The sequence below is a fragment of the Pseudonocardia hispaniensis genome, assembly GCF_042658695.1.
In the GTDB taxonomy this organism is placed as follows: Bacteria; Actinomycetota; Actinomycetes; order Mycobacteriales; family Pseudonocardiaceae; genus Pseudonocardia; species Pseudonocardia hispaniensis.
In genome coordinates this window covers 156,300-182,600 of the sequence record NZ_JBHSQW010000014.1, presented here as the reverse complement: position 1 = coordinate 182,600, position 26,301 = coordinate 156,300, and the positions used below count along the sequence as shown (strand labels likewise).

29 protein-coding genes are annotated in these 26,301 nt (G+C 71.6%); 10 read left to right on the top strand and 19 right to left on the bottom strand.

Annotation, left to right across the window (positions count from 1 at the left end):
- Positions 1 to 253: 253 nt before the first annotated feature.
- The 3 genes from ACFQE5_RS07275 to ACFQE5_RS07265 all read right to left on the bottom strand — a co-directional run bounded on the left by ACFQE5_RS07275 (position 254) and on the right by ACFQE5_RS07265 (position 2,860).
- A complete protein-coding gene (locus ACFQE5_RS07275) occupies positions 254 to 934 on the bottom strand; it encodes a fasciclin domain-containing protein (protein ID WP_379584039.1) in 681 nt (226 codons plus the stop codon).
- A 148-nt stretch (positions 935 to 1,082) separates the two neighbouring features.
- The gene (locus ACFQE5_RS07270) at positions 1,083 to 1,328 is read right to left on the bottom strand and encodes a glutaredoxin family protein (protein WP_379584038.1); all 246 of its coding nucleotides are present in this window, start codon (positions 1,326 to 1,328) and stop codon (positions 1,083 to 1,085) included.
- A gap of 23 nt (positions 1,329 to 1,351) precedes the next feature.
- Positions 1,352 to 2,860, bottom strand: a complete 1,509-nt coding sequence (locus ACFQE5_RS07265; protein WP_379584078.1) for an AMP-binding protein — start codon at positions 2,858 to 2,860, stop codon at positions 1,352 to 1,354.
- Between the two features lie 542 nt (positions 2,861 to 3,402).
- On the opposite strand from ACFQE5_RS07265, the gene ACFQE5_RS07260 reads away from it, so the two are divergent.
- From ACFQE5_RS07260 to ACFQE5_RS07250, 3 genes are all read left to right on the top strand, one after another.
- Entirely contained in the window at positions 3,403 to 4,110 is a 708-nt protein-coding gene (locus tag ACFQE5_RS07260; protein ID WP_379584037.1) for a sigma-70 family RNA polymerase sigma factor, read from the top strand.
- Between the two features lie 175 nt (positions 4,111 to 4,285).
- Positions 4,286 to 5,653 carry a DUF5667 domain-containing protein gene (locus tag ACFQE5_RS07255; protein ID WP_379584036.1) on the top strand — a complete coding sequence of 456 codons (1,368 nt, stop codon included), beginning with the start codon at positions 4,286 to 4,288 and terminating at the stop codon, positions 5,651 to 5,653.
- A 286-nt stretch (positions 5,654 to 5,939) separates the two neighbouring features.
- Positions 5,940 to 6,818: an HAD family hydrolase gene (locus ACFQE5_RS07250; RefSeq protein ID WP_379584077.1), complete on the top strand. Its 879-nt coding sequence runs from the start codon at positions 5,940 to 5,942 to the stop codon at positions 6,816 to 6,818.
- Positions 6,819 to 6,872: 54 nt separating this feature from the next.
- Here the strand turns inward: ACFQE5_RS07250 and ACFQE5_RS07245 are convergent, their stop codons facing one another.
- The 6 genes from ACFQE5_RS07245 to ACFQE5_RS07220 form a co-directional block, all read right to left on the bottom strand.
- Positions 6,873 to 7,865: a lysophospholipid acyltransferase family protein gene (locus ACFQE5_RS07245; protein ID WP_379584035.1), complete on the bottom strand. Its 993-nt coding sequence runs from the start codon at positions 7,863 to 7,865 to the stop codon at positions 6,873 to 6,875.
- Between the two features lie 29 nt (positions 7,866 to 7,894).
- Positions 7,895 to 8,947, bottom strand: coding sequence for an NAD-dependent epimerase/dehydratase family protein (locus ACFQE5_RS07240; RefSeq protein WP_379584034.1), 1,053 nt, complete (start codon positions 8,945 to 8,947; stop codon positions 7,895 to 7,897).
- Positions 8,948 to 9,096: 149 nt separating this feature from the next.
- The gene (locus tag ACFQE5_RS07235) at positions 9,097 to 9,198 is read right to left on the bottom strand and encodes a 30S ribosomal protein bS22 (RefSeq protein ID WP_010241351.1); all 102 of its coding nucleotides are present in this window, start codon (positions 9,196 to 9,198) and stop codon (positions 9,097 to 9,099) included.
- Positions 9,199 to 9,352: 154 nt separating this feature from the next.
- Positions 9,353 to 9,565 carry a helix-turn-helix domain-containing protein gene (locus ACFQE5_RS07230; RefSeq protein ID WP_028929070.1) on the bottom strand — a complete coding sequence of 71 codons (213 nt, stop codon included), beginning with the start codon at positions 9,563 to 9,565 and terminating at the stop codon, positions 9,353 to 9,355.
- A 150-nt stretch (positions 9,566 to 9,715) separates the two neighbouring features.
- Positions 9,716 to 10,528 carry a pyrroline-5-carboxylate reductase gene (proC, locus tag ACFQE5_RS07225; RefSeq protein ID WP_379584033.1) on the bottom strand — a complete coding sequence of 271 codons (813 nt, stop codon included), beginning with the start codon at positions 10,526 to 10,528 and terminating at the stop codon, positions 9,716 to 9,718.
- Positions 10,529 to 10,557: 29 nt separating this feature from the next.
- Positions 10,558 to 11,445: a thioesterase family protein gene (locus ACFQE5_RS07220; RefSeq protein ID WP_379584032.1), complete on the bottom strand. Its 888-nt coding sequence runs from the start codon at positions 11,443 to 11,445 to the stop codon at positions 10,558 to 10,560.
- A gap of 179 nt (positions 11,446 to 11,624) precedes the next feature.
- On the opposite strand from ACFQE5_RS07220, the gene ACFQE5_RS07215 reads away from it, so the two are divergent.
- Positions 11,625 to 12,251 carry a TetR/AcrR family transcriptional regulator gene (locus ACFQE5_RS07215; protein WP_379584031.1) on the top strand — a complete coding sequence of 209 codons (627 nt, stop codon included), beginning with the start codon at positions 11,625 to 11,627 and terminating at the stop codon, positions 12,249 to 12,251.
- 263 nt (positions 12,252 to 12,514) lie between these two features.
- Here the strand turns inward: ACFQE5_RS07215 and ACFQE5_RS07210 are convergent, their stop codons facing one another.
- Together ACFQE5_RS07210 and ACFQE5_RS07205 are read right to left on the bottom strand one after the other, a co-directional pair.
- Entirely contained in the window at positions 12,515 to 12,745 is a 231-nt protein-coding gene (locus ACFQE5_RS07210) for a DUF3107 domain-containing protein (protein ID WP_379584030.1), read from the bottom strand.
- 135 nt (positions 12,746 to 12,880) lie between these two features.
- The gene (locus ACFQE5_RS07205) at positions 12,881 to 13,558 is read right to left on the bottom strand and encodes a ferritin-like fold-containing protein (protein ID WP_379584029.1); all 678 of its coding nucleotides are present in this window, start codon (positions 13,556 to 13,558) and stop codon (positions 12,881 to 12,883) included.
- A gap of 330 nt (positions 13,559 to 13,888) precedes the next feature.
- Here ACFQE5_RS07205 and ACFQE5_RS07200 point away from each other — a divergent pair, with 330 nt between their 5' ends.
- Positions 13,889 to 15,649, top strand: coding sequence for a DEAD/DEAH box helicase (locus ACFQE5_RS07200; RefSeq protein WP_379584028.1), 1,761 nt, complete (start codon positions 13,889 to 13,891; stop codon positions 15,647 to 15,649).
- A 4-nt stretch (positions 15,650 to 15,653) separates the two neighbouring features.
- Complete coding sequence (locus ACFQE5_RS07195; RefSeq protein WP_379584027.1) at positions 15,654 to 16,901, top strand: Rv3212 family protein; 1,248 nt, start codon at positions 15,654 to 15,656, stop codon at positions 16,899 to 16,901.
- 24 nt (positions 16,902 to 16,925) lie between these two features.
- Here ACFQE5_RS07195 and ACFQE5_RS07190 read toward each other — a convergent pair whose 3' ends face one another.
- The 5 genes from ACFQE5_RS07190 to ACFQE5_RS07170 are packed head-to-tail and all read right to left on the bottom strand — an operon-like array spanning position 16,926 to position 19,770.
- Positions 16,926 to 17,255, bottom strand: coding sequence for a hypothetical protein (locus tag ACFQE5_RS07190; RefSeq protein WP_379584026.1), 330 nt, complete (start codon positions 17,253 to 17,255; stop codon positions 16,926 to 16,928).
- Positions 17,252 to 18,106, bottom strand: a complete 855-nt coding sequence (locus ACFQE5_RS07185) for a RecB family exonuclease (protein WP_379584025.1) — start codon at positions 18,104 to 18,106, stop codon at positions 17,252 to 17,254. Before ACFQE5_RS07185 ends, ACFQE5_RS07190 begins: the two co-directional genes overlap by 4 nt.
- A gap of 39 nt (positions 18,107 to 18,145) precedes the next feature.
- Entirely contained in the window at positions 18,146 to 19,009 is an 864-nt protein-coding gene (locus ACFQE5_RS07180) for a PHP domain-containing protein (RefSeq protein ID WP_379584024.1), read from the bottom strand.
- A 10-nt stretch (positions 19,010 to 19,019) separates the two neighbouring features.
- Positions 19,020 to 19,559 (bottom strand): PH domain-containing protein, encoded by a 540-nt coding sequence (locus ACFQE5_RS07175; RefSeq protein WP_379584023.1) that lies wholly within the window; start codon positions 19,557 to 19,559, stop codon positions 19,020 to 19,022.
- 4 nt (positions 19,560 to 19,563) lie between these two features.
- The gene (locus tag ACFQE5_RS07170; protein WP_379584022.1) at positions 19,564 to 19,770 is read right to left on the bottom strand and encodes a hypothetical protein; all 207 of its coding nucleotides are present in this window, start codon (positions 19,768 to 19,770) and stop codon (positions 19,564 to 19,566) included.
- 59 nt (positions 19,771 to 19,829) lie between these two features.
- On the opposite strand from ACFQE5_RS07170, the gene ACFQE5_RS07165 reads away from it, so the two are divergent.
- Positions 19,830 to 20,225, top strand: coding sequence for an NUDIX hydrolase (locus ACFQE5_RS07165; RefSeq protein WP_379584021.1), 396 nt, complete (start codon positions 19,830 to 19,832; stop codon positions 20,223 to 20,225).
- Positions 20,226 to 20,276: 51 nt separating this feature from the next.
- Here ACFQE5_RS07165 and ACFQE5_RS07160 read toward each other — a convergent pair whose 3' ends face one another.
- Positions 20,277 to 20,780 carry a MaoC family dehydratase gene (locus tag ACFQE5_RS07160; RefSeq protein WP_379584076.1) on the bottom strand — a complete coding sequence of 168 codons (504 nt, stop codon included), beginning with the start codon at positions 20,778 to 20,780 and terminating at the stop codon, positions 20,277 to 20,279.
- A gap of 260 nt (positions 20,781 to 21,040) precedes the next feature.
- Here ACFQE5_RS07160 and ACFQE5_RS07155 point away from each other — a divergent pair, with 260 nt between their 5' ends.
- Together ACFQE5_RS07155 and ACFQE5_RS07150 are read left to right on the top strand one after the other, a co-directional pair.
- Entirely contained in the window at positions 21,041 to 22,132 is a 1,092-nt protein-coding gene (locus tag ACFQE5_RS07155; RefSeq protein WP_379584020.1) for a magnesium and cobalt transport protein CorA, read from the top strand.
- Between the two features lie 120 nt (positions 22,133 to 22,252).
- The gene (locus ACFQE5_RS07150) at positions 22,253 to 23,233 is read left to right on the top strand and encodes a DUF5914 domain-containing protein (protein ID WP_379584019.1); all 981 of its coding nucleotides are present in this window, start codon (positions 22,253 to 22,255) and stop codon (positions 23,231 to 23,233) included.
- A gap of 20 nt (positions 23,234 to 23,253) precedes the next feature.
- Here the strand turns inward: ACFQE5_RS07150 and ACFQE5_RS07145 are convergent, their stop codons facing one another.
- On the bottom strand, positions 23,254 to 24,072 hold the full coding sequence (locus tag ACFQE5_RS07145; protein ID WP_379584018.1) for a class I SAM-dependent methyltransferase: 819 nt from the start codon (positions 24,070 to 24,072) through the stop codon (positions 23,254 to 23,256).
- Between the two features lie 160 nt (positions 24,073 to 24,232).
- Here ACFQE5_RS07145 and ACFQE5_RS07140 point away from each other — a divergent pair, with 160 nt between their 5' ends.
- Entirely contained in the window at positions 24,233 to 25,078 is an 846-nt protein-coding gene (locus ACFQE5_RS07140) for a chromosome partitioning protein ParB (protein WP_379584017.1), read from the top strand.
- A 12-nt stretch (positions 25,079 to 25,090) separates the two neighbouring features.
- Here ACFQE5_RS07140 and ACFQE5_RS07135 read toward each other — a convergent pair whose 3' ends face one another.
- Positions 25,091 to 26,299, bottom strand: a complete 1,209-nt coding sequence (locus tag ACFQE5_RS07135) for an ABC transporter ATP-binding protein (RefSeq protein ID WP_379584016.1) — start codon at positions 26,297 to 26,299, stop codon at positions 25,091 to 25,093.
- Positions 26,300 to 26,301: the final 2 nt, after the last annotated feature.

Sequence of the window (26,301 nt, the reverse complement as noted above, 5' to 3'; positions counted from 1 at the left end):
ACGGTAGCCGCTTGTGAAGGCACGCACAAAGTAGCGATCTTGGTCGCAGTCCGGGCCGGGCGGCAGCGCCCTCAAAGGCGACCGGTGGCCGCCCCACATCCGCCGTTCACCGCCTGGTGAGGGCCCTGGAAAAGGGGTCCACCGGGGCTGGGAGCCCCACTCGTGATTCAGGCCGCAGCCGCGGGCCGACCGGGTGTGGCGTTCGTCGCGTTCAGTCGCGAGCGAGCGGAGCCGAGCGCTTCGGCGGCTCCGCTCACCCGGCCGGGACGAGCACCGTGTCGATCACGAAGACCGTGGCGTTGGCAGCGGGGAGGTTGCCGCACACGACGGTCGCGACGTCGCCCTTACCGTCGGTGAAGGTCGGCGCGGCAGCGGTCCCGCCGATCCGCACGGTCCCCCCGGCGAGCTGAGTGGTGCGGCCGGCGGCGACGAGGCCCTCGGCGGTGTAGCGCTCGGGTACCACGTGGTAGGACAGCAGCGCACCCAGTTCGTTGGGGTTCGCCAGCAACGCGGTGAACCGCTCGTTCCCCAACTGCGCCCGCAGCGCCTCGAACGCCGCGTCGGTCGGTGCGACGACGGTGACACCCTGCTGCGCGTCGAGGGCGTCGGCCAGCCCCGGGACGGCGTTGACCGCGGCGGCCAGTCCGGTCAGCAGCGGGTTCGCGGCGATCGCGGCCGCCACCGGCTGTGTGCTCATCGCGGCCGGCGAGCCGGGTTCGTCCCCCTGCGGCAGCCGATCGCACCCGGGACCGAACACGTCGGCGCTCGTCGTCACCCCCTCGCTCGCCGTCGCGGTCCGCGAGGCGGGAACGGGCGCCACGGTCGGGACGGCGGAAGCCGGTGCCGCCCCCGAACCGGCGGGGATGGCGGAGTAGGCCACGAGTCCGCCGACCAGTGCCGCCAGCACGCCGGTCGCCGCCAGTCGATGGCGCATCCGCACAGGTGTTCCTCCTCGGTCCTCGGGTGCCGCCGCAGGCCGGCGCGACGCCAGCCGTGGCGGCCACGACCAGCGGTGCACCCGCTGCCCTGGCCCCGCAGGCGTGCGTGCTCGTCCGCGCGGCCAGCGGCCCGGCGAACTGCGGTCAGCCCGCCAGGGCGGCCCGCAACCGCGCCTCCTCGACCGCCCAGAAACCGTGCTCCCGACCGTCGACCATGATCACCGGAACCCGATCGCCGTACTCGGCGCGCAGCTCGGGCTGGGCATCGACGTCGACCACGGCCCAGCCGATGCCCAGCTCGCCGCAGATCCGTTCGATGTCGGCCGCTGCGGTCCCGCAGGCGGTGCAACCATGGCGGGTCAGCAGGGTGACCCGCGGTTCCTCGGACATGTCCGTCCCCTTCTCGAGCGCGTTCACAGCTGGCGGCGGGCGACCTTGCCGGTCGGCGTCCGCGGCAGCGCGTCGACGAACGTGATCACCGCGGGCACCTTGAACCGGGCCAGCCGGGCGGTGCAGTGAGCGCGGACGTCCTCCTCGGACAGCTCGCTGCCCTCGGCCCGCACGACCACGGCCTTCACGGCCTCACCGCTGCGCTCGTCCGGGATGCCGACGACCGCGGCCTCGACGACCGCGTCGAGCTCACCCAGCACCTGCTCGATCTCACGCGGGTAGACGTTGAAGCCGCTGACGATGACGAGGTCGGACGACCGATCGACCAGGTGCAGGTCGCCGTCGGCGTCGAGATACCCGACGTCGGGGGTGCGGAACCAGCCCTCGCCGTCGGGGCCGCCCCATCCGTCGGGCCAGTACCCGGAGAACAGGTTGGGACCGCGCACCGAGACGAGCCCGGTGTCCTCCGCGGGGTCGGAGAGGTCGTCCTGTTCATCGGGCTCGCGTTCGGACAGCGGAACACCGTCCGAATCGACCAGCCGCAGCTCGACGCCGGGCAACGGCCGGCCGACCGAGCCAGGTTTGGCCGCTCCGCCGACGAGCGTGCTGGTGAGCACCGGTCCGGTCTCGGTCAGTCCGTACCCCTCGAAGATGTCCAGCCCGGTCGCCGCCCGGAAGTCGGCGAGCCAGCCCGCGGGCAGCGGCGCTCCGCCCGAGGTGCACAGCCGGACCCCGGCGAAGGCCTCGCGCAACCGGTCGGCGGGCAGGTCCAGCAGCGCCCGGTACATCGAGGGCACCCCGGCGATCACGCTGGTCCGGTGCCGGACGAGGGTGTCGAGCACCTGCTCCGGCTCGAACCGCTCGGTGAGCACGACGGTCGCTCCCGCCCAGCACACCTGCAGCAGACCGGCGCCGAGGCCGAAGACGTGGAACAGCGGCAGCGTGAGCAACACCCGGTCGACGGGCGTGACCGGGGACGGGCGCACCGCGGCCGCCTGCTCGCGGTTGGCCAGCAGCGCGCGGTGCGACAGCTGGACGCCGCGCGGCACACCGGTCGTGCCCGAGGTATGGATCAGCAGGGCGATCGCCTCGCCACCCCGCGACCGGTCGGATGCGCCGCTCACCGACGAATCCGCACCGCTGCCCGAGGCCGGGTGGACCCTCACGTCCGGCGGCGGCAGCCATCGGCCGGCCAACCCTGGAGCCAGCGCGGTGGCCAACCGCCCGCCGGGCTCGGTGACGATCACGGTGGGGGTGCACTCCCGGGCGATGATCTCCAGCTCGCGCGGCGCGGCGGTCGGCCCGATGGGAACCCCCACGGCATCGGCCCGCAACGCGCCGAACAGGGCGACGCAGAAGGCCGCCCCGTTGCCGAGCAGCACCACGACGCGGTCACCGGGGCCGACGCCCGCCGCGCGCAGCCTGGCTGCCTCGGCCGTCACGGCCGCGTCGAACTCCGCCCAGCTCAGCGTGAGCCCGGCGGTGACGTCGATGATCGCGGGATCGTCGGGGGTCCGCTGGGCGGCCAGCATGACGAGGTCCGCGAGATGCGTGGGGCTGCCGGTCGCCGCGCCGCCGCCCCGGGGCACGGATGCGCTGTCTACGCCATTCACGGCGGGTCTCCTCGGCTCGACAAGGTCGACGGGTGGCGCCGCGAGTGTGTCACGGACCGGGGCGAACGGGTCGCCGTGTGCACCGACCCGACCCCCCGTGCGTGACGACGGGCACGCTGAGGCACCATGACGTTGACCGCGCGTAGTCGGCCGCTCACCGGATCCGACGGCTGACTACCGTAGGAGGTGGCCGGGGCCTTCTCGGCCGTTTGTATGCTCCGCCGCTACACAGGATCTAACGCTCGAACCCCGGGTTCGACGCGAGGACTCACCCAAGGGAGTGGCATGCAGCCCGTTGCCAGCGCACCGCAGGCCTTCACGCCGCCCCTCGCCCCGCACCGGGCCCGTCGGGAGTCATGACCTGACCGATGCGACCGCAACGGCTGCTTCGCACCGGCCCCGCCCGTCCGCGGGCGAATGCGGAGGCACCGGTACCCCCGAGGCCCGCCCCCGGCGGGCCGATGCCATCGCCCCGCCTTCCCCGCGGCGACCACGGCGTCGACGGCCTCGCCGGACCCCCACCGGCCGCGCCGCAGCGGCAGCTCCCGCCGTCGGTCCCCGGCCCGGGACCGCAGGGGACCGGAGGCGCCGCCGCGGCGACTCCCGAGCCCGCCGAGCCCGACACCGGCGGTTCCTGGGCCCTGGTCAAGGCCTGCCAGGCGGGTGACATCTCGGCCTTCAGCGAGCTGTTCGACCGCTACCACGAGGTGGTCTACCGCTACGTGCTGTTCCGGATGGGGGACCGCACGCTCGCCGAGGACATCACCCAGGAGACCTTCGTGCGGGCGCTGCGCCGCATCGGTTCGGTGAGCTACCAGGGCCGCGACATCGGGGCCTGGTTCGTCACCATCGCCCGCAACCTGATCTTCGACCATGTCAAGTCCAGCCGGTTCCGGCTGGAGTCGAGCACCGCCGAGATCGTCGCCTACTCCCCGAGCACCAGCGGTCCCGAGCAGCAGGTGCTCGACAACGCCACCAACGACGAACTGCTGCGCTGCATCGCCAAGCTCAACCCCGACCAGCAGGAATGCATCCAACTGCGGTTCCTCCAGGGCCTGTCCGTCGCGGAGACCGCGCAGCTCATGAACCGCAACGAGGGGGCTGTCAAGGCCCTTCAGCACCGCGCGGTCCGACGACTCGCCCAGCTGCTTCCGGACGGCATCCGATGACGACCAGGAGCATCGCACAGTCGACCCCCGGCGTTACACGAGCGACGAATGAACAACTCGATGCGGTGAACGGTCCGTTTCCCGTAACCGGCGCCCCGTCGCGTCGTTGTCCGGATATACGTCAGCAACGCGCAGTGCTGGACGACGGCGCAGGGATGCAGTGAGGACGGCCAACATGCCCGCGGGACAGGGCGAGGACGAACAGCGGTTCGCCGGGCAGGAGCCGGGGAGACCCCCCGGAGATTCCGCCATGGACGAGTTGGCGCACGAGGTGGCGCTGGCGGCCGCGCTGGACCGCGGCCGACCGTCGCTCTCCCCGGATCCGGATGCGACGGCCCGGATGCGCGCACGGCTCTTCGCCGCGCTCGCCGAGCAGGCCGCCGACCAGCCCCCAGGGCCGCCGGCCCCGGCCGCGTCCCGAGGCGACGCCGCGGCCCCCGCCCGACCGCTGGGCGCCGCGGCGCCTGCGGATGGCGACGAGACCGCCGCCGAGCAGACGACGCAGCTGGCCCCGCTGCGTGCCGTCGACAGGCCCGAGGAGGAGCCCGGACCCGCCACCACGAGCCTTGGCCACGGCATCGCCCGCAGGCGCCGCGGCCGGCACACGATGCCGCGGCGGGCCGACGAGCGGACCCGCCCCGCTGTCCGCGGCCCACGCAGGCGCGTCGGCGTGCTGTCCGCGGCCGCGCTGCTCGTCATGGTCGCCATGGCCGGGAGCGGGGTGTTCGCCAGCCGCGACGCGCTGCCCGGCGATGCGCTGTACGGGATCAAGCGGATCACCGAGTCGACCAGTCTGGCTCTGACCTGGGACGACGAGGCGAAGGCCCGACGTCACCTCGATCTCGCCGCCACTCGGCTCGGCGAGATCGAGCAGCTCGTGGCCCGGCAACGGGCCGCGGCGCCGGACCCGGCGCTGCTGGAGTCCACCATCAGCGAGTTCGAGGCCGCCGCCAGCGAGGGGTCGCGGATGCTGCTCACCGCTCCGCAGGCCACCGGAGCTTGGCTCGTGGACCTGCGGACGTGGGCGGCCACCCAGGCCGCCCGGCTCACCGCGCTGCGCACCGTACTGCCCGCCCCGGCGGTGGCCGAGGCGGACCACTCCCTTGTCCTGCTCGAACGGATGCTGAACCGTGCCGACGCCCTGCGGACCCGGTTGTCCTGCAGCGACGTCATCTCGGGGGCCGTCGACGACCTCGGCCCACTCCCGGCCGAGGGCGCCTGCGTCCCGCGATCCGAAGGCGCCGACTCGGCGGGGTTGGGGGGTACCGTGCACTCGTCGGCGAGCTCGTCGGCCACGACGCCGAGCAGCGATGGGGCCGCGACGCCGAGTCCCGGGCCCACCGAGCGCGACCCCGAGGGCGGTCTGCTGTCCGGCCTCACGCCGGACCAGAACCCGCTCGGTACCGCCCCGGGTATCGCCTCCTCGACCGTGAACTCCACCACCGGGGTCCCGACCACCGGTCCGGCGAGTTCGGGGCCGCTGCTGCCGCCGATCAAGCTGCCACCGCTGCTGCCGGGAATGCCGGGCATCACGATCGGTTGACCTGGGCGGGCACGAGGTTGCCGATCGATCCCACGACCTCGCGTCCGCCCGTGTCGAGGCCGTCGCGGTCGGTCGCATCACGCTCGCGGAGCGTGAGACATCGGTTCCGCCGGTGGGTGGCGACAGTAGGCTGAGGAGGTTCGTCATTCGGCTTATCGGAGGCCTGCAGGTGGTTGGACCCCAGGTGGTTGGACTCCAGGCAGTCGGCGAGGGCACGGACGGCCGCGGGAAACCGGACCATCGCGAGAACGAACGATCCGCGGCGGCCGATGTCGCAGGCTCCCCCATCGTCCGCGACCAGTTCCTCGCGCTCGATCCCGCCCAGCGCGCGGGTGCCGCCGCAGCCGCGGCGGCGCTGGCCGCGGGAGAGTCGGCCGCCCCGGCCGAGACCGCGCCGACCGATCTCACCGCGGCGGCCTTCTTCGACGTCGACAACACGATGATGGTCGGCGCGTCCATCTTCCACTTCGCCCGGGGACTGGCGGCGCGCAAGTTCTTCACCACCGCGGACCTGGCCGGGTTCGCCTGGCAGCAGCTGAAGTTCCGGGTCGGCGGCCGCGAGGACCGCAGCGGCATCGCGGGGCACCGCGACACCGCGCTGTCGTTCGTCGCGGGCCGTCCGGTGGCCGAGGTCGTCGCGCTCGGCGAGGAGATCTACGACGAGCTGATGGCCGATCGGATCTGGGCAGGTACCCGCGCGCTCGCCCAGATGCACCTCGACGCGGGTCAACGGGTCTGGCTGGTCACCGCCACCCCGGTCGAGCTGGCCCTCATCATCGCCCGGCGACTCCAGCTGACCGGTGCACTGGGTACCGTCGCCGAGAGCGTGGACGGCCACTACACCGGTCGGCTCGTCGGCGAGATCCTGCACGGGCCCGCGAAGGCGCACGCGGTCCGGGCGCTGGCTGCCGCGGAGGGCCTCGACCTGCGGCGGTGCACCGCGTACTCGGACTCCGTCAACGACGTCCCGATGTTGTCGGCGGTCGGCACCGCGGTCGCCGTCAACCCCGACTCCGAACTGCGTGACATCGCCAAGGAACGCAGCTGGCAGATTCGCGACTTCCGGACCGGACGCAAGGCCGCCCGGATCGGGGTGCCGACCGTCCTCGGGGCGGGAGCGGTGGTCGGCGCGGTCGCCGCCGGTCTCGCCTACCGTCGACGCTGACGCGCCCGTGAGTGGTGAGTACCGCGGTGGCGTTACTCGCCACTCGCGAGGGCATCAACCCAGGAACGTGTTGCGACGCTGGCTCAGCAGCCGGTACAGCGTGTGCTGGATGTTCTCCCGGACCTGATCGGACAGGTTGAACACCAACATCGGGTCCTCGGCGTCGGTGGGCTGGTAGCCGTCGGTCCGGATCGGCTCACCGAACTCGATGTACCACTTCGACGGCAACGGGATCATCCCCAGCAGACCGAACAGCGGAAACAGCGGCGTCACCGGGAAGTACGGCGCCCCCAGCAACCGGGCCAACGGCTTGATGTCACCGATCTTCGGATAGATCTCCTCCGCGCCGACGATCGAACACGGGATGATCGGAACCCCGGTCCGCAACGCGGCCGAGACGAATCCGCCGCGCCCGAAGCGCTGCAGCTTGTAGCGGTCGTGGAAGGGCTTGCCGATACCTTTGAAACCCTCCGGCCACACCCCGACGAGCTCGCCCGCGGCCAGCAGCCGCTCGGCATCCGGGTTGCAGGCCAGGGTGGCGCCCTGCTTGCGGGTGAGCGCGCCCAGCACCGGGAGCTGGAAGACCAGATCGGCACCGAGCATCCGCAGGTGCCGCCGCGCCGGGTGGTCGTCATGCAAGGCGACCGCGGTCATCAGCGAGTCCAGCGGAACCGTCCCCGAATGGTTCGCCACGACCAGCGCACCGCCCTCCGCGGGCACGTGCTGCGTCCCGATCGTCTCGACCCGGAACCACTTCTGGTACAGCGGACGCAGCACGGGAAGCAGCAGGTGCTCGGTGAGGTCCTGGTCGAAGCCGAACTCGTCGACGTGGTAGTCGCCGGACAGTCTCCGGCGAAGGAAGGCCAGCACGTCCTCCAGCGCGTCCTCCCACTCCGGCACCGGCTCGACCTGCTCCGGCTCGTCAGCGGGCGACGGTTGCTCCAACCGACGCGAGTCGGTGCGGTGCTTGCCGTTGCCGCCGGGAGATCCCGATCGCCACCGGCCTCCGCCCTCCGCGTGCAATGGAATGACGCGTGCTTCTGGCACGGTTGCTCCCTTCGTCCCCCACCTGCTGGTCAACCGTTGCGAGCCGGCCCGAGAGCCCGGGCCGCGGCGCGGACGCCTCGCTCGAGCGACAGGATGTGTTCCGGCCCGACCACGGGTCGCAGTGCCCGGCCACGCACGTAATCGTCGAACGCCTGCGTCGTGGTCCACCGCGGGGTGAACCCGAACTCCTCGCGCAGTCGCCGGGTGTCGACGACGCGGCCGAAGTTGAGAAAACGCATCTGCTCGGGTGAGAAGTCCACGACCCGCGCGGAGCGGAAGAGCTGGCCGATGGGCCCGACCAGCGGGCTCGCGATCGGTAGCGGCACTCGCCCGGCGCGCCGGATCGCCTGGGAGAGCAGCAGCACGCCGTCGGCGGCCACATTGAACACACCCGGCAGCTTCGTGCAGGTGGCCCGCTCGAGGACGGCCAGCCCGTCCTCCTCGTGGAGCAGCTGCACCCGGGCGTCATAGCCGAACACGGTGGGGATGACGGGGAGCGCGAAATAGCGGGTGAGCACCGTGTCGATCCGCGGCCCGATGAAGTTCGCGAAGCGCAGCACGGTGATGCCGACGTCGGGACGACGGCGGGCGAACCCTCGCAGGTAGCCCTCGATCTCGGCGGCGTCCTTGGCGTAGCCGCCCGACGGCATGTCCCGCGCCGTCATCGACTCGTCGAACACCGCCGGGTCGCGTGAGCTGGAACCGTAGACCGCCGTCGTCGACTTGAGCACCACGCGACGCACCCCGGGCGCCTTCTGGCAGGCCGCGAGCAGCTGCATGGTGCCGATGACGTTCATCTCCTTCATCGTCGTCCGCCCACCCGACGATGCGGGGTTCGCCGACAGCGACGCGTGGACCACAGTGTCGACCGCGGCGGTGGAGATGACCTTGGCGATCAGCGGGTTGCGGATGTCAGCCCGGACGAACTCGGCACGTCCCATGCGCCGCAACAGGTCTTTGGGCGGAGGGACGGTGTCGACGCCGAGTACGCGGTCGATATCCGGATTGGCGGCAAGCCTGGCGGCCAGGTGCCCGCCGAGAAACTTGCTGACCCCGGTCACCAGGACGACAGAAGGTGCCAACGAGATGACCTCGCAGGGAGAGCCGGTGCACGGATCCCGAATGCTAGCCCCAGGGGCCGAGCAATGGGACGACCCAAGAAGAACTCACGGCGCCGACCACGCGACGCCGACGCCGGACCGGCCGCTCCCCCCGGAGCGGCCGGTTCGCGTCACTTGCCGAGCTTGCGACGCTGGACCCGAGTCTTGCGGAGCAGCTTGCGGTGCTTCTTCTTCGACATCCGCTTGCGACGCTTCTTGATGACTGAGCCCATGCGTCAGTCCTTCCTGTCATGATGAGCCGGTGGTGCGCACGACCACGGCCGGACCACTCGGGCGGCACAGCGGGCGCGCAGACATCGTGACGATGACTGGCCACGAATCCTACCCGCGGCCCCCGAGCCGGCTGCGTCAGCCGGGCCGGGCGAATCAGCCGGCGTCGAAGTAGGCGTTGCGCAGGTAGTCCTCGACGGCGCGCTTCGGCACCCGGAATGAGCGTCCGACTCTCGCCGCGGGCAGTTCTCCGCCATGAACCAGCCGGTACACGGTCATCTTGGACACCCGCATCATCGCCGCCACCTCTGCCACGGTCAGAAACTGCACCTGGGCCAGGTTGAGCTGCTCGGGCTGCTCGGACGGCATCCAAACACCGCCTTCCCCTGTCTCACCGGCCCATGGGGGTCGGTGTTCCCTCTGAGTTTAGCGGGGCTTCTGTGACTACTCGATACCGCAGTACATCCGGACGTGGGGTATCGGACACGCGTCGGGGTGACAGTCGAGCCGACAATCGGGTTAATTCGGCTGCGTCGAGCGACCCAGCTCCGCCGATCGATCCCTCGCCGCCTCGATCGCGGCGATCAGTGCGGCGCGCACGCCGTGCCGCTCCAGCTCACGGATGGCGGCGATCGTGGTACCGGCCGGAGACGTGACCGCCTCGCGCAGGATGACGGGGTGGTCGCCGGAGTCGCGCAGCATCCGGGCCGCGCCGAACGCGGACTGCACGATGAGATCGGCGGCCACCGAGCGGGGCAGACCGAGCAGGATCCCCGCGTCGATCATCGCCTCGACGAGGAAGAAGAAGTACGCCGGTCCGGAGCCCGAGAGCGCCGTCACGGCGTCCTGCTGGCTCTCCGGGACGCGAACGACCCGCCCGACCGCACCGAGGATCTCCTCGACGACGGCAAGGTGATCGTCCGTGGCGTGGGTGCCCGCCGACAGCGCGCTCATCGCCTCCCCGACCAGCATCGGCGTGTTCGGCATGACCCGCACGACCGGCGTCCCCGCAGGCAACCCGCCCTCGAACAGCGCCGTCGGCAGGCCCGCGCACAGCGACACCACCAGCGTTCCCGGGCGCAGCGCCGCCGACAGCTCAGCCAGCACCGGGGCGATGTCCTGCGGTTTCACCGCGACGACGACCACATCGGCCTTCCCGACGGCAGTCGTGAGGTCGGCGGCCTCGACACCGAGCCGGGCCGTGAGGTCGGCGGCACGATCGGGGTGCCGCTCCGTGAAAGTCAGGTCGGAGGCCGAGCGACCGGCGCTGAGCAGTCCCGCCAACAACGCCTCGCCGATCTTCCCCGCTCCGAGCACCGCGATCCGTCTCATGGTGCGACGGTAGTCCGGCCGGGCCGGCCTCAGCGCGACGAGCCCCGGGGTAAGGGGGCGAGCGCGATCTGCCGGGCCTGGCAGATCAGCCGCCCCGTCGAGTCGAGCACCGTGACGTCCTCGTCGAACCACGAGCCGGCGACCATGACCGACCGCGACTCGCACCGCAACCAGCCCGGCGCCGGATGGCCGCGCAGCAGCGCGGTCAGCTGCACGGTCGGGGCCCAGCCGAGCGAACCACCGACGTTGAACACCGATGGCGGCAGGATGTCGCCCGCGAGCAGCGCGAACAGCACATCGGGGTCCTCGCCGAGCGGACGTGTCCAGCCCCGGATCACCGGCGGGCCCTGCTCGCCACGGACGAAGCCGATCGTCTCCGGGTCGAAACGCACGTCGCAGGCCAAGGCGAGCCCGTTCGAGGCGATCTCGCGCCGACCTGCCGGGTCGACGGCGTCGGCCGGGGGTTCGGCGGGCAGCTCGGGCAGGTCGGCCCAGCGCGGCGCCTCGTCGGGCAGCCGCCCGGCGGTGACGGACGCCGTCAGCATCAGCTGGTCGTTCTGCAGCAGCCGGACCGCCGCCACCGAGGCGGTCCGGCCCCACTTGAGTACCTCGGTGCGCAGCTCCACCGGCCCGCGGTCCGGGGCGCGGAGGAACTCCGCACCGATCACCAGCGGCTCGTGCGGCATCGCCCGGTTGTCGGTGACCTCGCTGTCCAGCCGGGCCAGCGCGGCACGAGCCAGCAGGACCAGCAGCAACCCGCCGTGCGCCTTGTCACCGACCGCCCACAGCGATCCCAGCTCTGCACCGTAGCGGCCGTCCCCGAGCGGAACGAGACCGATGGCCTCGCGGAACGGCCGCGTGCTGTCCTGCCGCAGGACCTCGGACGTCGCGCTGATGACGTCACCTCCCCTTCGCACGGTGCGGCGAGCGCGCCGCCCCGACCATTCGAACCGAGCTTAGATCGCCCGGCGACCACGGCCCGATGAGCCGGGACACAGTGCCCCGAGATGCCGCGACTCATTCGCGGCGGCACCTCGGCCGATGGGGCTACCGGCGGGTAGGGTGGTTCCGCGGTCGGCTGAGGCGAGGGGGTCGGATGACGGAGGCGGCAACGACGCCGGCGCCTCGCGGAGCCCGGCTCTCGCGCAGCGCCAGACGTGCCCAGCTGCTTGTCGCCGCGCGCGACGTGTTCGCCGACCAGGGCTACCACGCGGCCGCCATGGACGACATCGCCGAGAGGGCCGGGGTCAGCAAACCAGTGCTCTACCAGCACTTCCCCGGCAAACTCGAGCTCTACCGCGCGCTGCTGACCACCTACGCCGACGAGCTCGTCGAGCGGGTGCAGGCCGCGATCAACACGAACACCGAGAACCGCGATCGGGTGCACGCCGCCGTCGCGGCGTACTTCGACTTCGTCGCCGGCGAAGGGCAGGCCTATCGGCTGGTGTTCGGATCCGATCTCCGTAGTGAGCCCGAGGCGGCGGCCGTCATCGACGGGGCGCTGACCCGGTGCATCGACGCCGTCGCCGACGTCGTCACCAAGGACGCCGGGCTCGACGTCGACCGCGCCCGGCTGCTGGCCGTCGGCCTGGTGGGGTTGAGCCAGGTCGCGGCGCAGTTCTGGCTGGACACCGAACGGTCCGTGCCCCGCGACGAGGCGGTGACGCTGATGTCCGCACTGGCGTGGAAGGGTCTCGCGGGCTTCCCGCTCGTCCACGACTGACCCGCGCCACTCAGCAGGCCGTCGACCGTTGCGAGACGGCGCGCACCAGCGTCGACCGGTGCGCCCGCCCCCACGACGTGCAGCCGGGTCCCGTCGGAGGTGGTGATCTCCGCGATCTCATACCCGGTGCACCTGCGTCGGAGATCGTCGCTCGTCCGCCGAGACCCCGCCGGGCCTACCCGGTCGCGGGGCCCGCGCAACGCCTCCGCCGCAGCTCACGACCTGTGCTGAGCCGGGGAGAACCGGTGCACCCGGAGCGGGCGTCAGTGACCGACGGCGAAGCCGACCCGGCGGACGTCGGCGGGCGCGATCTCGATGTAGGAGATGCGCGCCGCGGGCACGACGAACCGGCGACCCTTGTCGTCGGTCAGGCTCAGCAACCCGTCATCGGACTTCAGCGCATCGCTGACGAGCTTCTCGACCTCGTCCGGAGTCTGGTCGCTGGACACCAGGAGCTCCCGCGGACTCTCCGCGATGCCGATCTTGACCTCCACCGGGACCTCCTGGTCACAAGTTGGTGCGCGGGTCGAGACGCGTCGTCTCGACGAAATCGCGGCCAAGGCTAACCGAGAGCGGACGACCCGGTGGCCGCGACCGCCCCGCCCGCGGTACGCGTTCGGCGAACGAGATCACGTCAGGCCGAGCCGGGCCATCCGCTTGCCGTGATTGGACTGCAACCGCTTGATCAGCGCGGCGAGGCCCTCGATGTCTCCGGATCCTCGTACGAGCAGATCCGCCAGCTCGTCGCGCTCGGCCACGACGTGCTGGGCCTGGGTGACCGCCTCGCCGAGCAGCCTGCGTCCCCACAGCGCAAGCCGGTCGTGCACCCGCTGGTTCGCCTCACACGCGGCCCGCACCTCACGTTCGGCGAAGGCGCTGTGCCCGGTGTCGGCAAGCACCTGCCGCACCAGCTCACCGGTGGCGTCGTCGACCCAGCCCGCGACCTCCCGGTAGAAGTCGGCGGCCAGCCCGTCGCCGACGTAGGCCTTCACCAGCGACTCCAGCCAGCTGCGCGGGGCCGTGGTGGCGTGGTAGGCGTCGACCGGCGCAACGAACGGGGCCATCGCCTCCTCGACCGGCACGCCGAGTTCCCTCAGATGCTCCTCCAGCAGCCGGAAGTGCCCGATCTCCGCCGCTGCCATCACCGAGAGCTGCGCCCGCCCGGTCAAGGTCGGCGCGGTACGGGCATCGGCCGCGAGCCGGTCGAACGCCGACAACTCGCCGTAGGCCAGCACCCCGAGCAGATCCACTGTGGCCTGAGCCGGTACCGCCCGCTTCGCCGCGCCGAGCCCTGTGTCGCCCACCATGGGGCGAGCGTAGTCTCGGCGGCCCGGCTCCGGTCCCCGAACAGGCCTGAATTGCGCTGATATCGGGCGAATCGGAAAAAAGTCGGTATTCCCGCCCCGGGTAGCGGCGCATATCACCCGACGCGCCACGGCGTCCAGACTGCCGAGTGGCCGCCCCGGGCGGGTATCATGTCGAGCAACGCAGCGCCCTAATCGGGTGCGCGTCTTACCGACGGAGCCGGCTTGCGAAGACGTTGACACCTCCGAGCCGATCCGCAACGCACTGGTGCGTACAGCGCCTCGCCGGTTCTCCCGCCCGAGCGTCCAGACGCCGCGGTCGACGGGCCGGCCTTGGGCTCCTGTGCGCGGAGAGAGGCGATCATTCTGTCCGTTCCGAGCGACAACTCAACCACTGCGACGGCCACCGCACATGCGGTCACCGCGGAGGCCGACTCCGAACCGCACGCCGATGATCTCGGCGCCGAAACCGACATCGACGAGGCCCACCCGCTTCAGGCAAGCGCCCCCGTCCGCGCCGACTCACCCACCTTCGCCGAGCTGGGCGTGCGCCCCGAGATCGTCAGGGCGCTGGCCGAGGCAGGCATCGAACGCACCTTCGCCATCCAGGAGCTGACCCTGCCGCTGGCGCTCGCCGGCGAGGATGTGATCGGCCAGGCCCGAACCGGCACCGGCAAGACCCTCGGCTTCGGCGTCCCACTGCTGCAGCGGATCGTCCCGCCCGCCGAGCGCCCCGCCGCCACCGCCGAGGGCGAGGCCGCCGACCGGACCAGGGACGTCCCGCAGGCACTCGTCGTCGTCCCCACCCGTGAGCTGTGCGTGCAGGTGGCCAAGGATCTCGCCGACGCGGGCCGTCACCTCGGCGTGCGGGTCACCGCGATCTACGGCGGCCGGGCCTACGAGCCACAGCTCGCCGCGCTGCGAAAGGGCGTGGACATCGTCGTCGGTACCCCGGGCCGCCTGCTCGATCTCGCCGAACAACGCCACCTGGCGCTCGGCCGGGTGGACATGCTCGTCCTCGACGAGGCCGACGAGATGCTCGACCTCGGCTTCCTGCCCGACGTCGAGCGAATCCTGCGCATGCTGCCCGACAAGCGGCAGACCATGCTGTTCTCGGCGACCATGCCCGGCCCGATCATCCAGCTGTCCCGGACGTTCCTGAACCGGCCGACGCATATCCGCGCCGAGGACGCCGGCCAGGGCTCCATTCACGAACGCACCCGTCAGCTCGTCTACCGGGCGCACGCGATGGACAAGCTCGAGCTGATCTCCCGAGCCCTCCAGGCGCAGGACCGCGGTCTGACGATGATCTTCGCGCGGACCAAGCGCACCGTGCAGCGCGTCGCCGACGACCTTGCCGGCCGCGGCTTCGCGGCCGCTGCCGTGCACGGCGACCTCGGCCAGGGTGCCCGCGAACAGGCCCTTCGGGCGTTCCGCTCCGGCAAGATCGACGTTCTGGTGGCCACCGACGTCGCCGCTCGCGGCATCGACGTCTCGGGCGTGACCCATGTCATCAACTACCAGTGTCCCGAGGACGCCAAGACCTACGTGCACCGCATCGGCCGCACCGGCCGGGCCGGCCGCGAAGGGGTCGCGGTCACTCTCGTCGACTGGGACGAGTTCCCGCGCTGGAAACTCGTGTCCGACGAGCTGGGACTCGGCATCGACGAGCCGACCGAGACCTACTCCACGTCGCCCCACCTGTTCACCGATCTCGGGGTCCCGTCCGGCGCCACCGGCAGACTTCCGCTGTCGAAGCGGACCCGCGCCGGCCTCGACGCCGAATACGTCGACGTCGAGGGCGACCACCCCGAGTCGGGCAGGCGCCGTCGCGGCCGGGGCCACCGTGTCTCCGCGGGAGATGGCGAACGCCGGCAGCGCCGGCGCACCCGCAGCCGGGGCGGGGTCGTTCTCACCACCGGCCCTGCGGCGTCCGAGACCGGGACGGCGCCGGCGAGCGGACCCGAGACCGTGACCGAGGAACAGGCCAAACCGGCTCGCAGGCGCCGGCGCGGCAGGTCCGGACGGGGGCCCGGCGCCCAGTCCGAGGGCAGCGGACCCGCGCAGGCAGCTCCGGACGTCGCCGCAAGCTGATGGCATGTTCCGGCTGCGCCTGACCGAGCCCGAACGGCGCCGCCGCGGTGACGTGCTGGCCGCCGCTGTGCTGGTCGTCGTCCTGGTCACGACCGCGGTGCTGTACTGGCGGCAGAGTCCAGCGGCCAACACGATCTCGGAGCTGGCCAGCCGGGCCGCGGCCGCGGCACCGGCTCCACCCGCCGCGGTGCCGCAGCAGCTGACCGAGGCGTGGCGGGCGGCCAGCGGGGCGACCGCCGTCCCGCTCGTCGCCGGACCGGTGGTCGTCACCGCCGACGGTTCGGCCGTGGTGGGCCGGGACGCCGCGACCGGGGCGACCCAGTGGAGCTACACCCGCAACGTGCCGCTCTGCGCCGCGGCCGAAGGCTTCGGCCGAGTGCTCGCGCTGTTTCACAACGGCTCGGGCCGGGACAGCGACTGCAGCGAGCTCACCGAGCTCGACGCCGTCACCGGAGCCAGGGCCGCGCAGCGTAACCCCGACCTCCGGCCGGGCGCCCAGATGATCACCGACGGCAGCCACGTCGCGGCCACCGGCACGAACTACCTCGAGGTGTGGCGCTCGGACCTGGTCAAAACCCTCGAGTACGGCGACATCCGCACCCCTGCGCAGCCGGGACGGCAGCCTCGTCCCGACTGCCGGTACGGCTCGTTCGCGATGGCCCCCGGCAGGCTCGCGGTGCTGGAGCGGTGCGCGAGCGACTCCGGCGACCGGCTCACCGTGCTCAAACCCGATGGTCGGGACGCCACCCGCCCGGAGGTCGAATCCTCCACGCCGGTGCCCGGATCCGGGGCGCAGGTCCTGGCTGTGTCGGCCGAGCGGGTAGCCGTGGCGCTGCCCGACCCGGCTCGGCTGCTGATCCTCGACAACGCCGGAAGGCAGGTCGGGCTCGTCCCGATCGACGTGCCCGCGGCCGACCTGAGCTCCGATCCGCCCGGCGGCGTCGCGTCCGTGACGGGCGACGAGCGCCGGTACTACTGGTGGACCGGCTCGCGGACGGTCGCGCTCGACCGCACCGATCTGGTTCCCTTGTGGACCCTCCGGGACACTCTCGGCCCCGGCGTCGACTACGCCGGCTCGCTGTTGGTCCCGGTACCCGGCGGGACGTGGGTCGTCAACCCCCTCGACGGGGTCGCGGAGCGGACGATTTCGGTCGACCGCGGCGGCTGGACCGGCCCGGTCGCCCTCGCGACCCAGGGTGCGATCGTCCTGGAACAGCGCGGTCCCGAACTCGCAGCTCTGCGCGCCCCGTGAGTGCGTAACAGTGTTAGAACACTGTTACGCACTCACGGGTGGCCATAACCAGTAGATTCCCAGCACCGCGGCGGTGACCGCCAGCACCCCGAGGGCGGCGATGGTGCCCGTCCGGTCCGTCCGACGGTCGGCGACGACCTGAGCCACGCCGGCCACGACCGCGGCCAGCCAATGCCCCATGAGCATCCCCGTGCCCGGTCCCGCCGATCCCGTCCGTGTCGTGAAGAACCACCCGGCCAGCAGCACCATCGCGAAGGTCACGAGGCCGCCTGCGAGAACCCCGGAGCAGCCGCGCAGCACCCGTCCGACGCGACCGGGACGAGCCGGGGTCGCGCGCTCTGCGGATCGGCTCACGACGCCAGCAGCGCCCACGGCTCGAGGACCGGACCGGCCGCTTTCCCCTCCGGGCAGAACCTGCGCATCTCACAGGTCGCGCAGCGGGACGAGGGATGCGGTGGGAACAGCACGTCCGGGTCGCCACCGGACTCCAGGCCCGCGGTGGCGGCCTCGATGGCGGCGGCGCTGTGTTCGGCAGCCTCGACGTGCTGGTCCAGCGATGCGGCGTCGTGCTCCCAGGCCAGCACCCGCCCGCTCGGCAGGTGGTGCAGCTCCACCCGGCTGCAGGGACGGTGCAGCATCGTCCGCACGGCCACGGCGTAGAGCGCGAGCGCCTGCGAGTCGCGCGCATCGGCGGTCTCGAGCCGACGTCGTCCGGTCTTGTAGTCGACGATCACCAGCTCGTCGCCGCGGGCGTCGATCCGGTCCACCCTGCCCTCCGCGACGAGGCCGCCCACCGGAGCGGACACCCACCGCTCCACGCCGACCGGCTCGATATCGGGGTCGAGATCGGCGGCGTAGTCGGCCACCCAGCCGCGGGCGCGGTGGCGGTACTCCACGGCCTGCGTCCGGTCCCGGAATCCCTCAGAGGTCCAGTGCCGGTCGACGAGGGCCGCGGCGGCCTGCGGGGTGCGCCGCGCGGCGGGAATCGCGAACAGGGACCGCAGTGCCAGATGCACGACCGCGCCCAGCGTGGTGTGGGCCCATGCCCCGCCGCGGGCCGACGTCGGGCGATCGAGGTAGGTCATCCGGAACCGGCGCGGGCACTGCGCCCATGTCGCCAACCGCGCGGGTGTCACCCGGACGAGGGGCTTCGCGGCGAAACCGACCCCGAAATCGAGCCCGAGTTGCCCGCCGTTCGCGCCCATGTCGCTCAACGTAGCGGCCTCCCGCGATCGGCCCGTCGACTACCCCAGAAGGACCTCAGCGCCGTCGGCCTTGGCGACGAGCTCCTCGAACGCCTCCGGGTCGGTGGTCTCGGCGGCGATCGGGATCGGCTTGTTGGTGCCGTGGTAGTCGCTGGAACCGGTGCCGACCAGGCCCAGCTCGGCGGCCAGCGCGCGCAGCAGCGCCCGGTCGGACGGGGCGTGATCGGGATGGTCGATCTCGATCCCGGTCAGCCCGGCCGCGGCCAGGTCCCGGAGCACCGAGAGCTCGACGACGCGACCGCGTCTGCGCGCCAGCGGATGGGCGAACACGCTCACGCCCCCCGCCGCACGCACCATCTCGATCGCTCGCCGCACCGGGGTGTCGGCTCTGGGCACGTAGAACGGGCTACCGGTGTACAGCAGCGTCGCGAACGCCTCGTCGACCGACCCGACCACCCCGGCGGCGACGAGCGCGCGGGCCAGGTGCGGCCGCCCCGCGCTGGCCCCGTCGGCCAGCAGCCCGAGCACCGTGTCGACGTCCACCGGATAACCGGCGTCGGCCATCCGCTGGGTCATCAGCCGCAGCCGCCGCATGCGCTCGGCACGCAGCCGCCGCTGCTCGGCCACGATCGACTCGTGCGCGGGGTCGAACAGGTAGCCCAGTAGATGGACCGAGATGTCGCGACCATGGCCGTCGTCGCTGACGCACGAGAACTCGGCGCCACGGACCAGCCGCATTCCGGACGGCAGCGCCGCGGCGGCCCGGTCCCAGCCTCCGGTGGTGTCGTGGTCCGTGATCGCGAGGACATCGAGCCCCGCCGCGGACGCCGCGGCGACCAACTCCTCGGGCGTGTCGGTGCCGTCGGAGGCGGTCGAGTGCGTGTGCAGGTCGATCCGGGCCACGACCGCCACGCTATCGGGAACGCCAGCGCGACTTGGCGAGCATGCCGGTCGCGCGTGTCTTGCCCTTCTCACCGAAGACGAGCTCGGACAGGGCCTCGTAGATCTCCTCGGGACGGGGCATGTAGTCGATGCGGTTGAGCGCCTGGATCTGGCCCGCCGACTCCACGACCATGGTGCCGTAGCCGAGCATCCGGCCGAACAGGGTGCGCTGGAACGTCAGGTCGGTCACCTTGCCCAGCGGCATCATGCCGACGCTGTGCGTGATGATCCCCTGGGCGAGCATCACGCGCTTGTCGGTGATCACGATGCGTTCGATCCACCACAGCATGGTCAGGACCGTGAATCGGATCACAGCGGCCAGCGCGAGGTAGAAGGCCAGGTTGTCCAGGAGCACGCTGTCCGGCAGGAGGCCTTCGCCGACCACCACGAGCAGCAGGAACGCCAGGGTCTGCACGACGTGCTTGCCCATGACGGCCCAGTGCTGACGTACCCGGATGACCCTGCGTTCGGTGGGGAGCAGGTACTCGTCGATCTCGCGGGGAGCGAGCACCGTACTAGCTCACAACTTGGGTGAAGAAGCTGGTGATGGAGTTCGCAGCATCGCGCAGGATCGTGCCGATGTTGCCCAGGGCGTTCGCTGCGCCCGTCGGCTGGGTGACGATGAAGAACACTACGAGAGCGACTCCGAGCAGCGTCAGAATCTTCTTGAGGTTCAACGCAACCACCGTTCGTTCCGGCACGAGGGACTCTGGCGTGATCATTCCTACCGCACCGCGTCGCCTCGGGGTACCGGCGCACGGGGAGCGTACCGTACTGGCTGATGACTGAGGGTAGCGGACATATCCCCTGCGTGGGAGCGATCGTGCGTGACCGATCGGGGCGGCTCCTGCTCGTGCAGCGGGCCAACGAGCCCGGCGCCGGGTTGTGGGCCGTGCCCGGTGGCCGGGTGGAGCCGGGCGAGACCGACCATGCGGCCGTCGTGCGCGAGACCGCCGAGGAGACGGGCCTGACCGTGCGGGTGGGCCCGCTCGCGGGCGAGGTTGTCCGCGGGCCGTTCCGCATCGCGGACTATCACTGCGAGCCCGCGGGCGGGCGGCTGCAGGCCGGCGACGACGCGACCGACGCGCGTTGGGTCGACGCCGCCGGCCTGGCCCAGCTCCCGCTCGTCGACGGGCTGCTGGAGGCCCTCACCGAATGGGACGCCCTCCCCCGCTGACCCCGCGAGTCGGGGGATTTCCGCGACCGAGTCGGGGGATTTCCGCGATCCTCATCCCCGCGGTTCCGGCCGCCCCGGCTGCTCCCCACCACGGGTGTCGCCGTAGCTGCGCTTGGGCACCATCACCTTGCGCCGGAACGTGCACACCACCGTTCCGTCCTGCTTGTAGCCGCGGGTCTCGACGTAGACGACGCCGCGATCGTCCTTGGACTTCGACTCGGTCTTGTCCAGGACCTCGGTCTCGCCGTAGATCGTGTCACCGTGGAAGGTCGGCTTGGTGTGCTTGAGCGACTCCACCTCGAGGTTCGCGATGGCCTTGCCCGACACGTCCGGCACCGACATACCCAGCAGCAGCGAGTAGATGTAGTTGCCGACGACGACGTTGCGCTTGAACTCCGTCGTCTCCTCGGCGTAGTGCGCATCCATGTGCAGGGGGTGGTGGTTCATGGTCAGCAGGCAGAACAGGTGGTCGTCGTACTCGGTGACCGTCTTTCCCGGCCAGTGCTTGTAGACCGCCCCGACCTCGAACTCCTCGAAGTACCGCCCGAACTGCAACGTCAACGCCTCCAACACCGATACATCCTGTGGATGGGTAATCTAACCCGTGGACCAGCCGTAGGCCCGATGCCGGAGATCACAGGTCAGGAGGTGAGCGCGGTGCCGTCAGCACCCGGCTGCAGTACCTGCCGCGTCCCCACGCCCGTGTTCAGCAGCACCGGCTGAGCGGCCCGGCGAGCCGACCGGGGACGCGACGCACCGTTCTTCGCAACAGCCCTTTGCGGGCCTTGCGTCCGTCTCCCCTCAGGAGGTCCGCCGTGCCGTCCCTGTCCTCGACCCGGTCCGCCGTGTCCCGCACCCGCCTGATCGCTCGTGCTCCCCTCCCGCTGCCGAAACTGCGGGTGCCCATGTCGGCATATGTCGTCGACTGCGCCGTCTATGTGGACGGCAGGCGGCTGCCGGGCCGCTGGACGCACGAGAAGGCGGTCGCCGAGGTGCGCAGGCGCGGTGAGGGGTTCGTCTGGATCGGCCTGCACGAGCCGACCGACGAGCAGATCACCGGAATCGCCGACACCTTCGGTCTGCACGAGCTCGCCGTCGAGGACGCGGTGCACGCGCACCAGCGGCCGAAGCTGGAGCGCTACGACGACACGCTGTTCATGGTCCTCAAGACGGTGCGTTACATCGGCCACGCCGAGCCGCGGACGGCCACCGAGATCGTCGAGACCGGCGAGGTGATGGCCTTCCTCGGCCGCGACTTCGTGGTGACCGTCCGGCACGGCCAGCACTGTGCACTGCGGGACGTGCGCCACAAGCTGGAGGCCGACGCCGAGCAGCTGGCGCTCGGTCCGGCCGCGGTGCTGCACGCGATCGCCGACCACGTCGTCGACAGCTACCTGGAGGTGACCGAGGCGATCGAGGACGACATCGACGAGATGGAGGGGGAGGTCTTCACCCCCCGCTCGGCGATGGACGCCGAGCAGATCTACGTCATGAAGCGCGAGGTGCTCGAGCTGCGTCGGGCGGTGACGCCGCTGGTCGCGCCGGTGCGCAAGCTGGCCGAGGGCTACTCGGCGCTGGTCCCGCACGAGGTGCGGTCCTACTTTCGCAACGTCGACGACCACCTGGGCACCGTCGCCGAGCGGGTCGCGGGCTTCGACGAGCTGCTCACCACGCTGGTCGACGCGATCCTGGCCAAGCACACGATGCAGTCGAACAAGGACATGCGCAAGATCACCGCCTACGCCGCGCTGATCTCCGTGCCGACCATGATCGCCGGCATCTACGGGATGAACTTCGACGTCATGCCCGAGCTGCACTGGAGGTTCGGCTACCCCGCCGTGCTCATCCTCATCGGAGTGCTCTGCATGGTGCTCTACCGCAACTTCCGCAAGAACCAGTGGCTCTAGCCCATCGGTGGCCGAGCCGCCGGTCGGACCTCGGGCCACAGCTGACCCGGCCGTCCGCCGACGACCCGGCCGGGGACGGCCGGTTCCGGTATCCGAGCGAGGCGACCTAGCCTCGAGGATGTGAGGGAGCGTCTGCCGGGCAACCCGCTTCGCCGGCTGCGCACGGTCGCCTGGGTGCAGCAGCGGCCGACCTTCGGCGAGGCGGTGCCCGGGGTCATCTCCGCGGCCCTGCGTCGCGCGCTGGCCCGACCGTCCGGTGGCTGGTACGTGCTGGCTGGCAGCCGCGAGGTGCGGCCGGGTCGTGCGTTCGGCCGGGTCGTGGCCGGTCGCGAGGTCGTGGCCTGGCGCGACGGCTCCGGCGCGCTGCACGTGGGCCCCGGCTCCTGTCCGCATCTCGGGGCCCCGCTTGCCGACGCGGCGGTGCACGAGGGACGGCTCGTCTGCCGCTGGCACGGGCTCTCCCTGGGCCCGTGCGGGCGGCCGGACTGGCGGCCGTTGCCGGCCCACGACGACGGCGTGCTCGCGTGGGTACGGCTGGCCGACGCGAACCCGCCCACCCCCGTCCCGATCCTGGGCCCGCGACCCGATCCGGCGGCCAGTTTCGCCTCCGTCGCGACGGTCGTCGGTGTCTGCGAACCGCAGGACGTCCTCGCCAACCGGCTCGATCCCTGGCACGGCGCATGGCTCCACCCGTACTCCTTCGCCGCGCTGCGGGTCACGAGCGCCCCGCCGATCACCTGCCCGCCCGAGGCGGACCGATTTCTCGTCGAGGTGACATTTCGGGTGTCGAGGCGACTCGGCGTCCCGGTGGTCGCCGCGTTCAGCTGTCCGGACCCGCGCACGGTGACCATGGAGATCGTCGACGGCGAGGGCACCGGCAGCGTCGTCGAGACACACGCGACCCCGCTGCGCCCCGGACCTGACGGGCGACCACGCACCGCGGTGATCGAGGCCGTCGTCGCGCATTCGCGACGACCCGGGTTCCGGAACGCGCTGCGGATCGCCGCAGCGCTGCGCCCGCTGGTGGTCGGCGCCGCGACGCGACTGTGGCGCGACGACATCGCGTACGCCGAGCGGCGCTACGCGCTGCGCAGCGGCTGATCGCGCTGCGCCGGCTCCACTCAGCCCACGCTCGGGGAGCCCGCCGGTGGAGTCTCGACATCGGCGAGATCAGCGGGCCGCCCGGCGTCGGCATCGAGCGCCGGATCGTCCTCGACGGGACGCCTGCCGAGGAAGGTGTGCACGATATGGGTCTGCCACCCCGTCATGGTCTGGGTGCGGATGTCGGTGAAGCCTGCGCGCGCCATCCGGTCGGTGAAGGCCCCGACACCGTCGAACTCGCGGACGCTGCGCCACAGGTAGCGGTAGAGCTCGGTGGAACCACTGCGTAGCCGTCCCATCGGGATGATCACGCCCCAGCACACGGCGTCCCAGACCATCCGGCTGCGCAGCGAGTCGCGCGCGGAGTACTCGTGCACCGCGATCGGCGCACCGGGCCGCAGCAGATCGTGCAGAACGCGCAGGCCGGCGTCGGGATCAGGGAGGTTACGCACCAGATAGGCGGCGAGAATGGCGTCGAAGGGCCCGGTGATCCCGGCGCGGTCGAGGTTCTCGAGTCGCGCATGCACGAACCGCACGCCCGGGGGCCAGTTCTTGCGCCGGGCCTGGGCGAGCATCTCGGCCGAGGCGTCGACCGCGACAACCTGCGCGCCCGGCACCGCGTCGAGCAGCGCGGCCGTCGAGGCGCCGGTACCGCAGCCCACGTCCAGCAGCCGCAGGCCTGAGCTTCTGGCCAGGCCCATCCGGCGCGCGGAGAGTCGGAGGTGATCGTGGTAGCGCCGGTTCGAGGCCACCATCCGGTCGTAGCTGCGGGCGTGGGCGTCGAACGCGCGGGGCAGGCTCGCAGGCCCCAGCGGCCGTCGTGGGTCGGGTCCGGGCACGTCCGCATCCTGGCGCACGTGCCCGGCGCACCCAAGCGGACGCGCCCGCAGGTTCCGGATGGCCGAGGCCCGCCCTATGGTGATCGCGTGCCCGCCCGCGTCCCTGGTCACTCCCGTGCGCGCCCGGTCGCGGGGCACCGGACGCCGGAGTGCCACTGACATGGACACCGGATTCAGCCACGCCGACGCCGAGAACGACTTCCTGCGGGTCCGGCGCCGTCAGGTACTGTCCCGGCTGGCGTCGTGGCTGCGCCGCGAGCCCGACGACATCTCCGAGATCCTGCCCTTCGACGAGGTCGTGACCGCGCTCGGGCGCACCGGCGAGCGGCCGTTGGGGCTGCAGGTCATCCCGCTGGACTCCATCGTCGGCAGCGTCGATCGGACCGCCGACTTCGACCGCTGGTTCCGGCCGCGCTCCCAGCGCACCCGGGAGCGCTGGGAGCGTCTCGCGCGGGCCCAACGCCGCGGCGAGCCGATCCCGCCGATCGACGTCTACCGGGTCGGCGGCCTGCATTTCGTCCGCGACGGGCACCATCGCGTCTCGGTCGCGCACGCCGTGGGCCTGCGCGTGATCGAGGCCAGGGTCACCGAGGTGACGACGCGGCTCGACACAGCCGGGATCGAGCACCGCAGCGACCTGATCACGAAGGATCTGCGCCGGGTGTTCCTCGACCGGGTCCCGCTGACCGGCCGGGCGCTGGAATCGATCCGGATCACCGACGCCTGGAGTTATGCCGAGCTCAGCGAGACGGTCGAGGCCTGGGGGTTCCGGCTCATGCAGCACGAGCGCCGCTATCTCGATCGGGAGACGGTGGCCCGTCGATGGTGGTCCGAGGAGTTCCAGCCGGTGGTGCGCATGCTGCGGGACGCCGACCTGATCGATGGCCGCACCGACGCCGAGGCCTATCTTCAGCTGGCCGGCCAGCGCTACCGGCTGCTACGCACCCATCGCTGGGACGATGAGGTGGTCGCCCGCCTCCGCCGCAACCCTGGCCGCCACCACTGACCCCCTGCCCCGCTAGCGCGACTCGCGGGCGAGCGGCACGGGTTGAGGGATGGTCAGGTTCGCCCCGGTGGTGGGGTTGAAGATCTGGATCTTGTCCGTGTCGACCCAGACCTCGCAACGGGCGCCCTCGGTCGCCGCCGAGGTCGCGGAGAACCGGGTGACCAGCTGTCCCGCGCTCTCCGGGACGTCCGCGGTGCCGGCGTCGGCGGCCAGGTCGGCCAGATCGGCGGACATCGCCTGCTCGCCCTCGACCTTGAAGTAGGCGAACTTGTCCGACCCCATCGACTCCAGCACATCCACCTGGGCGGCGAACACCGAACCACGGGCCCGGACATGGTCCTCGACGAGCGCGGCGTCCTCGAAGTGCTCGGGGCGGATGCCCGCGATCACCTCGCGCGGCGCCTCGGCATCCTCCAGCGTGCGGCGCAGCTCGTCGTTGAGGGCCAGGTCGCCCAGGGCGGTGCGCAGCGCCCCGTTCTCCAGCCGGGCCGGCAGGAAGTTCATCGCGGGCGAACCGATGAACCCGGCGACGAACAGGTTGGCGGGGTGGTCGTAGAGGTGCTGCGGCGAACCGATCTGCTGCACCACCCCGCCGCGCATCACGACGATGCGGTCCCCCAACGTCATCGCTTCGGTCTGGTCGTGGGTGACGTACACGGTCGTGGTGGACAGCCGCTGCTGCAACTTCGCGACCATCGTGCGCATCTGCACACGCAACTTCGCGTCCAGATTGGACAGCGGCTCGTCCATCAGGAACGCCTTGGGGTTGCGCACGATCGCCCGCCCCATCGCCACGCGCTGGCGCTGGCCACCGGACATGTTCGCCGGCTTGCGATCCAGGTGCTGGGTGAGGTCGAGGATCCCGGCCGTCTCCTCGACCTTGCGGTTGATCTCCGCCTTGTCCATCTTCGCGATCTTGAGAGGGAACGCCATGTTCTCCCGCACGGTCATGTGCGGATAGAGCGCGTACGACTGGAACACCATCGCGATGTCGCGATCCTTGGGGGCGCGTTCGTTCATCCGCTGGCCGCCGATGCGCAGCTCGCCCTCGGAGATGTCCTCCAGACCGGCGATCATGTTCAGGACCGTCGACTTCCCGCAGCCGGACGGTCCGACGAGAATGATGAACTCACCGTCGGTGATCTCGACGTTGACGTCGTTGGCGGCGACGGTGCCGTCGGGGTACCGCTTGGTCACGTGGTCCAGGACGATGTCAGCCATTG